This is a genomic window from Bacillus sp. GW823-FHT06A11 (assembly GCF_058795355.1).
This window is the reverse complement of record NZ_JBXAHS010000009.1, coordinates 30550-43606: the sequence shown is the minus strand read 5'-3', so window position 1 is coordinate 43606 and position 13057 is coordinate 30550. Positions and strand designations below refer to the sequence as shown.

Below are 13057 nucleotides of genomic sequence, written 5' to 3'. Positions count from 1 at the left end.
TGCCCTGTGTACAGTTTTTTTCTCTCAGTGATAAAGCTATTTCCCATTTGATATAATCAATTTTTTCAGTACATTTTCTTAACAAAATTCAGATTTGGTATTTTTACTACCATTTACTTTATATACAGTTTTTAAGTTTTTCCCTTACAATTTTGAAATCTTCTGCTAAAATCTAAACATATTTTTGCGAACACTTAATTAATATATAAAATTTAAGTAAAAGACTTTTATATTAGTTTAAATGGTTGCCATAAAGACAAGGCAAATATCCAAGTAGGATCCCCATTTCCTTGATAGCTTTGAACCGCTTCATAAAATTTCCCTTGATACTCTACTTTATCTCCTTTTGTATATGCCTTTTTAGGATCCCATTTTTCATACGTTACATTTTGACTCTTTGTTGTTACTGTAAGGATGTTGCTTTGAACCGAGATATTTCCAGCCGTATCTACAGCCTTTACAGTATATTTATATTCTTTATTAGCTGTAAGGTTTTGATCAGTAAACTGTGTTTCTTGTACTGTTTGAATTAATTGTCCATCACGTAACACTTGATATTCTTTTACACCCACATTGTCTGTAGAAGGATTCCATTTTAGCTCTACACTGTCTGATGCAACATTGCTTGCATATAATCCTTGTGGCTGTGTTGGAGCTTCTGTGTCCGGTTTCGGATTAACAATTTGATTTACTTTCTTCAGGCCATCCTTTGTAACTTCATATATTACTTTTTTATCAAAGCTTTCGCATTTATTATTATCCAGATTTGTTAATGTCGCTCTCTCTCCACCTTCTAGGTGTGTAAGCTCAATAAAATTGCCTACTTTTACTGGGACTGTTTTTGATTCAGCATTTTGTTTGTTATTCCCATAAATCTCTTTGTTATATACCACTTTACCTGATGTATCCTGTACTTTAATACTTGCATACGTGCTATCAAAATAATTGTGTGGTGTACCTGCTATTAAACTAACTTGCAATTCTTCTGTTGATTTATTTAAATCAAGTTTTGCAAATTCAAAATCTCCTATACCCTTCATCGACCATGCAAACCGATCCCCTTCTAAAATGTTTGGAGATTCATTTTTGATTTTCACCTTTTTTTCCACAGTTTGATCAAATATATCTGTTAATACAATTTTTGCATAAGTATTTGTTGGTAATGATATAGATTGACTGATTCCATTTTGGTAAGATTTAATATCATTAATTACGTTAATCGGTTGGCCCGTCATATTTTCATTATTATAAATTTCAATTTTCCCCTTAAATTGAGGTGTACTACTATCTTTTAATTGCCAAGTTATATTTAATTTTTCATTTTCATAATACATAGACTTTACATCATAATCTAGTTTTCCTATTTCAGGTTGGCTAGGTTGATTTAACGTAAATGTTTTTCCTGTTCCAATAGTTGATCGAGAGTCTCCCCCAGCCTTAAACCAAAGATATTCTGAAGTAGCTCCCCCATCCCAATTATTATTCAATGGCTCTTGCCCCTCTATTGATTGAGTATTCCAAGATGTCCATTTTTTATCTGAGATATTTCTTCCATATCCATTTTTTACACGTGCCTCTCTTACATCTTGTCCATTACCAAGCCAGTCTTCTTGAAACAGCGTTTGTCCATAGTTAAATGTAACGTTAGGAACTGGAAAGTCCATAATCCCAATAAGCTTCCATTGGTTTTTTGAAACATCTTTTAACCACTGTCCAAATTTTGTGTGTCCATTCTCTTGCCAAGAACGCATTGTCATGCGATACCAATTATAATTCTTCCAATCATATGTCGTCTGAATTTTAAGACCTGTTCCTTCTCCACCAAAATTACTTGCAACTGATGTAGGGGATACATATTCTGCTTTTATTGCTTCCTTAGAAGAAATAGGATCCCAAACTGCAAAGTGCAAAGTACGCTTTCCATTTTCATCAAAACCGCTTTGTTGTTGGAATCCAGCATACCCACCAGCTTCTCCCCCCTGGTTCCAGTTATGTACAGCCCAATATGTATAAGGTGCTGTTTGAACAGGAGACCAGTCTATACTAATAATATCTGAAGAAACACTATTTTTAGGTGTAACATAAACTCCTGGAGCAGACGCCGCCTCTATGATAGAAATTGATGATCCAAACATCGAAAACACCGTACTAGCTGCTGTAATTGCTAGGATTTTTTTGACGCCATTTCTTGTTCTTTGATTGAACATAATTTTCCCTCTCCTCTTTCGTTATTAATAACTATTTAAAATAATATCTCTCTATATACAATTGAACAAATTCTCCATGAATGTAGTACTATTTTAATAAAATGGATATATTTGATGTTATTTTCACTGTTATTCAATAAGCATTTATAGTATTTCGTTATAAATTTAAGTTATATATCGCTGAATTTATCCTATTAACAATAGAAAAATTCATAAAAATAAAAATATTTTAGAACTTTTTAAGCACTTATTAATTAAAAACCCCCATTTTTCTACAAATGAGGGCGTAATGCGTTGAAAATCTTATAGTTTACTTTCTACATCTTACTTGTCTAAAAAATATTGAATTCATTTTTAAGTATTTGATGATATTGTTTCTCTGTTATTTCTTTTTTAATTTTCTTTCCATGCCGGGTTTCTGTAAAACTTTGCTTAGTAAGTGCAATATGCCCGTGTTCAATTAATTTACAAATAATATTCGCCTTATTTACTGGTGATTCTGGATGCTCTATAACCATGTTTTGTATAGCATTCACTTTCTTTTCATTAATTGCATTTAAATAAAAAGCATAACCGATAGACCAGGTATCACTAAGATCCGAATCAAAAAAATGTGAAGTTTCTCCATTTTTTCCTTTTTTCATTTCTAATACATGGGTTCCTTTCTCCGTATTTTGTTTACGAACACGATATTCACCCGTTACAGAAGTCACGCTGTCACCGTGAAAAGGAACAGGATGTAAAGGGAGATAGGATGCAAAACCGGCGTCTATAATATAGTTTTCATATTTGTGTTGTAAAACGATAAGTGCATGGCCATCATCAGGGTTCCACTTTCTTGTTTTTGGATCATATAGAGTTCCAGCTATTCGATACACATTAAATCCACAATCACACAAAAAATAATATAATAAAGAATTAATTTCATAGCATAATCCACCACGATTCTTTAAAAGCAGCTTTTCTTCAATATTTTCTCTAGAAAATTCTTTCGTATTTCCTTCCATGATGTCTAAGTTTTCATAAGGTAATAAGTGCCCCATCTGCAAAAGAATTCTATGTAAATCTTCAAATTTCACATTTTCTCTTGGGGGAATTTTTAATTTTAAGAAAAACTTTTTTTGTAATTCAGTTAACATTATATATCTCCTCCATTTGCAGAAATCATATATATTTACCTATATATTAAAACTATTAATTATATATGGTGTACAGCTTGATTAATACATTTCATAAGAGTGTGTAGCACTAACCATATTAGCGACAATTAAGGAGCAAGTGCTCAAAAATTCCTTAATATTTATCCAAATGTATGTTTTTGATATTTTGATATCTTTGCTAATTCCCCAAAACTGAGTTGATAAGAATTTAAATGTAACGTCTAAAAGTGTAATTTATGAAAAATCAAAAATAGAGAATCTAAGATGCAGTTATTATTCAGATACATAACTATATAACCTTTAATCCTTCTACTTATACATATAATACTCTTTATATCGTTCAAACTTAGATTTTTTTGTTTTTGCTGGTATTATGGGTGACCTTAATGTTTTAGAGGGTGCCGCTTGCTTTGGCATTTCTAATACTCCACGTTTCTTGAGCTCTCTATACAAACTACTCACTTTGCACCCTACTATTTTCGCAATGTCTGGATATTCGGTCCCTTGATTAAATAATTGAACTGCTTGTTTGCATCTTTCATCCCATTTTTCTTCTGTCGTTCGATTTTTAACTGATTTTTTTTCTAGCTTGATATACTCTCTTTCTATATTACACTTCTCCGCATTATACTGTTCTGCGTCCGCTTGAAGATTACAAAACTCCTCCCCCTCTAAGGGTATCACTTGTGCTTTTTTCGTAATTACTTTCATGTTTCATTCACCTCATTTTATTTGATAAATTCTCGCATCCTACTACGTTATCTACAATTCTTGCTAGTTTCTCAGATAATACTTATAATAAGGCCATTAATACTTCTATCCTTATCACTTCTATTACAACTTTTAATTAATTATTTACAAGCCACATTGATTTTGCTGTTTACGTAAACTACTTATTTGACATTCAAATTGATGTACATTTCTTATACATATCCATTCCTTCTTAACACCAGCGCTTGCTAGCAAATGTAATCCCACTTCAATTTTATTTTTCTTTTAGCGGCCTTTTCATCAAAAATCAATTCCGTTCCTATTTGACATGCTGCTTTTCCAATTTTTCAATCATCAATACAATATTTATGTACACAACTAGTATGATGATCTTGCAAATCTAAAATACAAATTCTCATTTCTCTATTATTCATAATTCCAATCTCTGCGGTATAATAGTTGCCAATATTACACCACTAATGACAACGCTTTCTAATTCTAATAGATTTGATTCATCCCATTTGAACAAGTCTATTCATTTTTGAACCCAACTCCAAACAATCCTACAATTCCATTCATAACAACGGGTGTTTTAGTCTGAATTTTTAAATTATTTTTCTATACAAATTTTGATGATGTGGTAAAATTATAAATGAAAAAGAGTATGGATTTAAAAGAAGCCAATGAATATAAAAATTGGCTTTTTTCTTGATGGAAAATGAAACAAAAACTTCTTTAAATCTTTATTAGTGATAAGTTTTAAAGAAAATTCATCCTGGTTATAGTTTTACATAATTGTAAACTATAGTAAATTAATATTATTAATATTGAATATTCTTAACATTAATCCCACCTATACACATCAACAAACAAAATATTACTATTAATTTCTACTAATTTTTTGTAAACATACTAAATTATCACCTTTTAATGGATTTATTTACCTTAAAATTATCTTTAAATTTATATATTCTATTTTTGTAGTTTTAATACCTCTTTGTATTTAATATTTCTTTTACAAATACAGGTAATCTATCAAATATAGTGAATCCGAATTAGGGATATGAAGTCTATACATCTTCTTTAATTTCTAAAATTACTAATTCAGGAAATTTATAAGTAACCTACTATTTATCAATGTGTAGCATAACAATTGCCCTCGAATCTTCAAGTAACCCACCAAAATTAATTTGTCTTTCAATAATTCCCTTTAGGTGTCCACCTACTTTTTCAAAAAGCTTCTTTATCTTGAATAAACCCTTTTTACGTTCAAATAAATATTTTTTCAAACTTGTGCGTGCCCTAAAAAAATACAAGTGATTTTATTCTAGTCACCTTGAATTTCTTGCACACCTAGTGAAAAGAATCCGTTTTTTACTAACGGGTTCTTTTCTTTATTCGTCATACTATAACTAGATTGTTACATTTTTTCACAGCTCACCTTTACTTGCATAAATATTCCGTTCTTATAAATCCGTAAATCCTCTTTCCTTTAATGCTTTTATGTTATTTGAGTCTATTCATGTAAATTCATTATTTCTCCCTTATTCAATAGCCTCTGAACCTGTAGGTATAAGGTTTATCTAGAAATATAGTCTAGGACACATAGGATTTTTGTGTACGAAAGAAAGAATCGTAATTTCAACCAAAAACCATTTATTTACCTATTTTAAGTTTCTAAATTTGTATTGATAATTCTTGGCTTTAGAAGTATCCTATACATATTCAAACATTTGAAGATGTATAGGATACTTCTGAAATGTTAAATGTAAATATATACTTGAGGTGTTTTAATGGGAACCGAAATGCAACAATTTAAAGCAGATTTCTTTAAAGCTTTATCGCATCCTTTACGAATAGGTATTTTGGAACTTCTATCAGAAGGTGAAAAAAGTGTAAATGAAATTCAAAGCATTCTTAAAAAAGAAGGTTCTGCAGTTTCTCAACAATTAAGTGTATTACGCGCGAAAAATATTGTTGTTGGCACTAAAGATGGAAAACGAGTATTATACTCCCTTCGAGATCCTATGATTATGAATTTATTAGTGGTTGCGCGGAAAATTTTTAACAATCATTTAATTGATACAATTTCTATGTTAGAAGAGCTAGATGAAGCAGAAAACGAAATGGTAAAGGAGGAATAAATTGAGCAATGAGGCTAAAAGAGAAGATATCATCCAACATGGAATTGAGATATTTCACTCTATAGGAGCTCATCACGTTTGTAATGTTTGCATTAAAAGTGGATATTCTTGTTGCTTTTCATGTCAACATTTACAAGATGGTATTGGATGTCAAAAAAGGAATACAGCTTGTACAGCATGGTTATGCGGCATTCAGAACTTTTTGTTTGATCAAATAGGATTATTAGAAGAATGGAATCGTTTTTGGACTGAAATTCCAGGACAGATGTTTCGTAGAGATATTACTCCAGATAAAGTAAAAGTCACTACGTTTATTGATACGAAGAAGCTAGATAGTCGAGCTGGAGAACTTCTAGCGGAAAGATTACAATTCCATGTACAACAAGGTGGAGATATAGGAAAATTAGAACGTCATTTAAGCAAAACTTATAGTAAGTATTAGGATGTCGTTTTCTTTGATAAAAATTAAATCCTCCTGTATAAAACGAATGCGACACATAGTTGTAATCCGAGTTTATTAAAAAGAGAAAAGAAGGGTTTGTAATGAGAGGTTTATTTACGGGAAGGTTTGAAGGATATTCATTAGGGCATTTTCAAAAAGATCTTCTTTCAGGACTGATTGTTGGAGTTGTTGCGATTCCTCTTGCTATGTCTTTTGCCATAGCTTCTGGTGTAAAACCAGAGTATGGAATTTATACAACGTGTATTGCCGGGATACTTATTTCTCTATTTGGCGGTTCAAAGTATCAAATTGGAGGGCCTACAGGGGCTTTTGTTCCCATTCTTTTAGGGATTGTCATTACTTATGGGTATGAAAATTTACTACTCGCTGGTTTGATGGCTGGAATTATCTTATGCCTTATGGGAATTTTTAAATTAGGTTCGTTAATTAAGTTCATACCACGTCCTGTAACAATTGGTTTTACTTCAGGTATTGCTGTTATTATATTCACTGGACAAATTGCTAGTTTTTTAGGTTTAACAGGCATAAAAAAACATGAGGACTTTATAGCAAACTTGAAAGAAATATTTACTCATATCGGTACCACTAATTTTTATAATGTAGTAACTGCTTTGATTTGCTTTTTCGTTATACTCATAACACCAAAAATTTTGCCAAAAGTACCGGGTTCATTAGTAGGTGTTTTGATTTCGACTATAATTGCAACTATATTTTTCTCAGGTCATGTACCTACTATTGGTACAGCATATGGTACGATTCCAAATACACTACCTCAGTTTGATATACCAGAGATCACAATAGAGCGTATCCAACATTTAATTGGCCCTGCGTTTGTTATTGCTATGTTGGGCGGTATTGAGTCCCTTTTATCTGCTGTCGTCGCAGATGGGATGACAAATAGTAAACATAACAGTAATAAAGAACTTATTGGTCAAGGAATTGCTAATATTGTTACCCCATTATTTGGAGGAATTCCGGCGACTGGAGCAATTGCTCGAACAGCAACGAATATTAAAAGTGGCGCTGTTTCACCCATGTCCGGTGTGATTCACGGAGTATTTGTGTTATTTACGCTTCTACTGCTAGCTCCATACGCCTCCCACATCCCACTTGCTAGTATGGCTCCTATTTTAATGGTTGTAGCGTGGAATATGAGTGAGCAACAGCATTTTGTTCATATACTTAAAATGAAGACCGGAGATTCTCTTGTATTACTAGTAACATTTTCCCTTACTGTATTTACAAGTTTGACAACGGCTGTGGAAATCGGTCTTATTTTAGCTATTATTTTGTTTACAAAACGTATGAGTAATATGCTTGTGATGTCAAAAGTGCTTCCTGATCATACAACAAAGAATGAAAAATTATTACCGCATGTGGTAAATAATGCTCATGATTGCCCTCAAATTAGTATTTACACAATAGAAGGTCCATTATTTTTTGGAGCTGCGCAAACATTCGAACAAAACATTTTAGCGACAATTCATTATAGACCCAAAATTCTAATCTTACGTATGGGCAAGGTTCCTTTTATTGACACAACAGGCGAAGCCTACTTTAGGAATATTGTCCAACATTTTAAAAATCAAGGTGGCGTACTTCTCATTTCAGGGGCTCAATCAGAGTTGAAAACAACTCTAATTAAAAATGGATTATATGCTGAGATTGGAAAAGAGAACTTTTTTGATCATACAGGAGAAGCAATTAACTGTGCTTTAAGACATTTGAATAAAGCGAAATGTGTAGGATGTAAACATTTTGCTTTTCATGAATGTGCCCAGCTCTCCCAACAATGCCAGGATATTAATACAATAAAAAATAAATCAAAAGCATTAGAATTTTAAAAAATATATTTCCTATACAAAGTTTACTTGTTTTGATTTACTCTTTTAAATATTTTGCTACAAAGCAGAAAAGGAGAATGTTTAATTTGGCGAATGCGAAGAAGATTTTTATAAAGCTTCAACAAGAAGGATTTTCATACATTCAAAAAATGATCATTACACAACAAGAAGAGAATATATTCCTTACATTTCAATGCAAAAAAAATTGTACAACTAGTACCCTTTCAATAGATGATAAAAAGAATTACGAAAAAGCTATATCGTTTTTTTCTCATGCTTCTGGTGGTGTAATTTTATGGGGAATAGATTCAAATAAAAATAATAATGGTGTTCACATAGCTAAAAAAATTCAACCTATCTCTAATGGAAAAGAATTTTTTAGTAATCTAAATGATTTATTATTTAAAAATCCCAACAATACAAACCAGGATGTTAAAAATATATATATTCCTTTGCCTAAAGAAGTAAACCGTGGATTTGTAATCACCTATGTCCCCAGGAAAGACTATCTATTAAAACTTAATGACTACTATACAAAAACCAGGGATAACTTTGCAATGATGATGGGACAGATTCTATTAAATGATATGTTAGAAAATAGAAAATTGTTAAGGGAATCACTATAAATCATGCATATAAAGGAACCCTCTTGCTTTTACGAGAGGGTCTCACTTTACATTATTTTATTTCGGTATAAAGATAAGTAAAAAACTGTCATTTGAATAAAGAAAACACTAAATACAATGTATAAGGGATATCCTGGAATATACATATTAAAAATAGGAGAAAGCACTAAAAATCCAATTGCGATGATTAACACATACCATAGTGAAACAAATGCTGTACGACAAGCTCTTTCAGTAATTAACTTTTCACGTTCGTCTTCTAGGGGAAACAATAGTGGATACATCAGATATGAAAGGGCGTTATATTTCTTCCTCTGTATTTTATAAAAAATTGTTATTACAATACCTATAACTAATAAGAACAAGACTGGTGTAATATTTAATGATACTTCAAAGGCTACTTTCTTAACTTCAATAATATTGGCAAGTTCTATAATGCCGTAATAAAGTTCAATGAATACCCAACATGCTAGTGCCATAATAAGTACATTAATTACATAAGAAATCATCAATCTATTCATCCTCTTCTTCCTCCTTGTTTAATACAAACACTTCTTCCATCTTCAAATCAAACACATCACAAATTGACAATGCTAGTAATAATGAAGGGACGTAATCCCCTTTTTCAATTGCTGCGATCGTTTGCCTCGTCACTCCAACTTTTTCAGCTAATACACTTTGTGTGAAATTAAAACGAGCTCTAATTTCCTTTACTTTGTTAAAAATAGTCAAGTTCGCCACCTCTTACCTCAATGTATACCATAATTAACAAAATGTAAAGTTAACTTAACATTCATTCCGCTAAAAATCCAATTTTATAAAAAGCGGTACCACCACATATTCATTAATTTAAAAATTGTATAGTGGCCCTAAAACAAAACGCTGATTGCGTGCTCTAAGGCTGAATTATTTGATATAGCAGTAAACTTCAAATACTCCTGACCTTCCAATAGAATCAATTAATAACGTGGAAAAATCAAGTGAACTCTTGCTGTTCGAGTCGTTTAGGTACCTGAAGCCCCCAAGGAAAAGAAGGAACCCTATTTAAGTCTTAGGAAAGAGATAAACATTAGAAAAACTGTCATTAAAAATTCAAGTAAACTCTCTAAAAAGTTTTACAATCAAAGCAGAGAGACTTTGATACAGGAGGCGCCAATTTATGAATCGAATTGAACGTGAAGAGAAAACAATTAGCATTATGATTGATATGTATTGTAAAAACGAACACAAACAAAATACTCTATGTGAAGAATGTCAAAAATTAAAAGATTATGCTTATTTTCGTTTATCAAAATGTCCATTTCAAGAAAAGAAACCAGCATGTCAAAATTGCAAAATTCATTGTTATAAACCAGATATGAAAGGTTTAGTTAAGGAAATTATGAAAAAGAGCGGACCGAAAATGATTTTAAAACATCCATATTTCACGCTCATGCATGCTATTGACACAATGAAGAAGTCTCCTGACTTACCAAAAAGAAAGAAGTGTAAAAAAAAGCGGTTTGTCTAACAAACTAGTTTTTTTATTCCTTTTCTACTAAAAAATTATATGTGAGTTTTAAATCCTAATTGCTTCTGGATCATCTTTAAAATAAAAGTATTTTGAAAATGGTATGCAGAGATCCCTTTCCTCAAATTTGCTTGCTTTATCTCCAAACTAATCATTTTTTTGAATAGAGATTTTCGTGAAAAATCTTGGTACATCTTCATCATAACTCCAAAGATAGGTTCCGAACCTAAAGTGTTAAAAAACAAAGAGTGAATTATCGCTGTGATATATTGGGTCACTAGTTCAGGAATAGATAATGTATAGTTCTAAAAATGCAAATGTTTCATTCGTAAAGCGACAAGCTCATTTAGAGATAATCCGTAGTCTATATGCTAGATGTTTTTTAGGAGGGTTATCCTATAGTAGTAGATTAGCTTTTATTTGCTATTTTCTCCTCAACAACTTTATCGATAAGATTATCAATAACTTCCGTACATCTTATAATAAAATCCGCATCCTCACGAGTAGTATCACTATTGCTAATACGTTCAATAACTTCTGTTCCATATTCCCTATCTTCATCTGTTTTTGCTAAATACCTTTTGTAAGCCCTTATAACTAGTATTGCTTCTTTTTGATCCATATCAATTTGGCGTAGCTCATCATCAAATCCTTCCAATGAAATCCCTCCTGTTTGTATATAACGAATTCTATTTAATTATATTATAATATAAAATTTTAATGTTCTATTTTTGTTCATATTATTGCTAAAATGCAAATGATAACCCCCTATATAGATGCCATAATAACTATTAGTAACCCAGAATAAACAATATGTACTATACTTAAATTGTTCAGATTCCATTTCTTGTTATCCAAATAATATAGATAATACAATTTTAGACTAACTTGAGCCTATCTTTAGAACTAATGAGGCTAAAGTAATTGGAATTCAGCAAACGGAAAAATTGAAACTATTTAGTAACATAACTTAATAAAGTAAACATATGGAGGTAAGCATGGATTTTTTAGATTCAAAGGAAAGAGAAGAGGCTATTCTAGCTTATAAAAGCTTTGATCCTAATTTGGATTTTGATGTGGATTATAATTTTTATTATGATGAAACAAATAATTGTAGAAAATTAAAAATAAAGAACGGAAAGTTAAACTATGATAAAGATAAAGATTTTATTTTGGGAGGTGTATTCTTAGAAAAAGACAATATAAAAGATATAGAGGATTCATTTGAATCTCTCAAGAAAAAATTAAAAGTTAGTTCAAACTTAAAAGAAATTAAATTTAATAACATTTGTCCAAAGGGAAGTGATTTTTTAAAATGTATTCATAATAGGAAAGTGCATGATTTTATAGCATGGCTTTTAGAAAATAATATTTATATTCACTTTTCAATGTTAGACCATTTATACTATTCCTTAGTAGATATTATTGATTCATTAGATGTGAATGGTTGGGAAGGCATTGAACTAAAAACAATTCTATATCAGTTTGTCTATAATAATACAGAAAACTTTATGGAGATTTTGGATAAGTATAATTATCCAAATGTAGGGGCTAATCTAAGCCCATCGTTTTATGATGAGATAATTAATTGTATAAAGCCTTTATTACCTATTGAATTTCCAGGTAGTAATGGTTTACAGCGGAAAATAGATTTAATTGAAGCGTTTAGGGATGGGAAAAAGAAAAAACCTGTCTTTTTAATTAACAATGAGGATAAAATTCTAATTAAAGAATATTATGTGTTGTATGCCCGGTCTGTATATATGTTTAAAAATGCATTTCATTTATTTGATGAGGAATTTGATGTACAAAATGAAATTAAAAAGACTGGAATAAAGCTAGATCAAGTAGAGATGGATAATTATATATTTATAAATTCGCATAATAATATTTTCATTCAATTATCAGATGTAACGGTAGGAATTTTAGGGAAATTATTTGAGTTTATAAAGAAAATCCCTATGGATGATATCGGAAATGCGTGTATTTCTTTCGATGAGCATCATCAAAAAGGTTTTAATTTATTAAAGGCTTTGCTTCATAAATCCTATCAAAAAAATGCAGCTTTTAGAAATATGTCAGCGAACCAAGAGTTGTATTATAAATTTGATAAAATAATGGATTTTTAATAATAAAATGATTAATATTTCAAAGGTTTTTTTAGGAGTGAATTAGGGATTAGTTCACTCTCTATTCAATAGAAGAGAATGAATGTTTATAAATATATTAGAAACAGTATATAAAGCTTTTTATAAACGGTATGATTTTATTTTAAATCCACATTACGGATAAAAAAAAATTTTGAGATGACGTTTTTTATTTCTGTTTTAATTTTTTTCCTCAACTAAAAAACCCTCTAGCAATTAATTTGATGGAAGGGTTTTTTAGTTAT

12 protein-coding genes and 1 pseudogene are annotated in these 13057 nt (G+C 30.7%); 6 read left to right on the top strand and 7 right to left on the bottom strand.

What is annotated here, in order from left to right; all coding sequences use genetic code 11:
* Positions 1-227: 227 nt before the first annotated feature.
* From AC1Q8L_RS27005 to AC1Q8L_RS26995, 3 genes are all read right to left on the bottom strand, one after another.
* Entirely contained in the window at positions 228-2207 is a 1980-nt protein-coding gene (locus tag AC1Q8L_RS27005) for a DUF3472 domain-containing protein (protein WP_098312233.1), read from the bottom strand.
* A gap of 332 nt (positions 2208-2539) precedes the next feature.
* The gene (locus tag AC1Q8L_RS27000) at positions 2540-3346 is read right to left on the bottom strand and encodes an arylamine N-acetyltransferase family protein (RefSeq protein WP_097982017.1); all 807 of its coding nucleotides are present in this window, start codon (positions 3344-3346) and stop codon (positions 2540-2542) included.
* 330 nt (positions 3347-3676) lie between these two features.
* Positions 3677-4078, bottom strand: coding sequence for a hypothetical protein (locus tag AC1Q8L_RS26995; protein WP_016513382.1), 402 nt, complete (start codon positions 4076-4078; stop codon positions 3677-3679).
* Positions 4079-5871: 1793 nt separating this feature from the next.
* On the opposite strand from AC1Q8L_RS26995, the gene AC1Q8L_RS26990 reads away from it, so the two are divergent.
* From AC1Q8L_RS26990 to AC1Q8L_RS26975, 4 genes are all read left to right on the top strand, one after another.
* Positions 5872-6222 carry an ArsR/SmtB family transcription factor gene (locus tag AC1Q8L_RS26990; RefSeq protein ID WP_000536397.1) on the top strand — a complete coding sequence of 117 codons (351 nt, stop codon included), beginning with the start codon at positions 5872-5874 and terminating at the stop codon, positions 6220-6222.
* A gap of 1 nt (position 6223) precedes the next feature.
* Entirely contained in the window at positions 6224-6664 is a 441-nt protein-coding gene (locus tag AC1Q8L_RS26985; RefSeq protein WP_000064031.1) for a hypothetical protein, read from the top strand.
* A 101-nt stretch (positions 6665-6765) separates the two neighbouring features.
* Entirely contained in the window at positions 6766-8529 is a 1764-nt protein-coding gene (locus AC1Q8L_RS26980; protein ID WP_492339528.1) for a SulP family inorganic anion transporter, read from the top strand.
* Between the two features lie 86 nt (positions 8530-8615).
* Entirely contained in the window at positions 8616-9155 is a 540-nt protein-coding gene (locus AC1Q8L_RS26975) for a hypothetical protein (RefSeq protein ID WP_029442954.1), read from the top strand.
* A gap of 47 nt (positions 9156-9202) precedes the next feature.
* Here the strand turns inward: AC1Q8L_RS26975 and AC1Q8L_RS26970 are convergent, their stop codons facing one another.
* Positions 9203-9676 (bottom strand): DUF2178 domain-containing protein, encoded by a 474-nt coding sequence (locus AC1Q8L_RS26970; RefSeq protein WP_098235838.1) that lies wholly within the window; start codon positions 9674-9676, stop codon positions 9203-9205.
* Complete coding sequence (locus tag AC1Q8L_RS26965; protein ID WP_000151822.1) at positions 9669-9887, bottom strand: helix-turn-helix transcriptional regulator; 219 nt, start codon at positions 9885-9887, stop codon at positions 9669-9671. Before AC1Q8L_RS26965 ends, AC1Q8L_RS26970 begins: the two co-directional genes overlap by 8 nt.
* Before the next feature lie 427 nt (positions 9888-10314).
* On the opposite strand from AC1Q8L_RS26965, the gene AC1Q8L_RS26960 reads away from it, so the two are divergent.
* Complete coding sequence (locus tag AC1Q8L_RS26960) at positions 10315-10665, top strand: nitrous oxide-stimulated promoter family protein (RefSeq protein WP_097853806.1); 351 nt, start codon at positions 10315-10317, stop codon at positions 10663-10665.
* A gap of 35 nt (positions 10666-10700) precedes the next feature.
* On the opposite strand, the pseudogene AC1Q8L_RS26955 reads toward AC1Q8L_RS26960, so the two are convergent.
* Both AC1Q8L_RS26955 and AC1Q8L_RS26950 read right to left on the bottom strand, forming a co-directional pair.
* Positions 10701-11033: pseudogene (locus AC1Q8L_RS26955) on the bottom strand (integrase); the annotation flags it as partial.
* Between the two features lie 41 nt (positions 11034-11074).
* Positions 11075-11323 (bottom strand): hypothetical protein, encoded by a 249-nt coding sequence (locus tag AC1Q8L_RS26950; protein WP_029442958.1) that lies wholly within the window; start codon positions 11321-11323, stop codon positions 11075-11077.
* A gap of 340 nt (positions 11324-11663) precedes the next feature.
* Here AC1Q8L_RS26950 and AC1Q8L_RS26945 point away from each other — a divergent pair, with 340 nt between their 5' ends.
* Positions 11664-12794 carry a DUF3800 domain-containing protein gene (locus tag AC1Q8L_RS26945; protein ID WP_327887242.1) on the top strand — a complete coding sequence of 377 codons (1131 nt, stop codon included), beginning with the start codon at positions 11664-11666 and terminating at the stop codon, positions 12792-12794.
* Positions 12795-13057 lie beyond the last annotated feature (263 nt).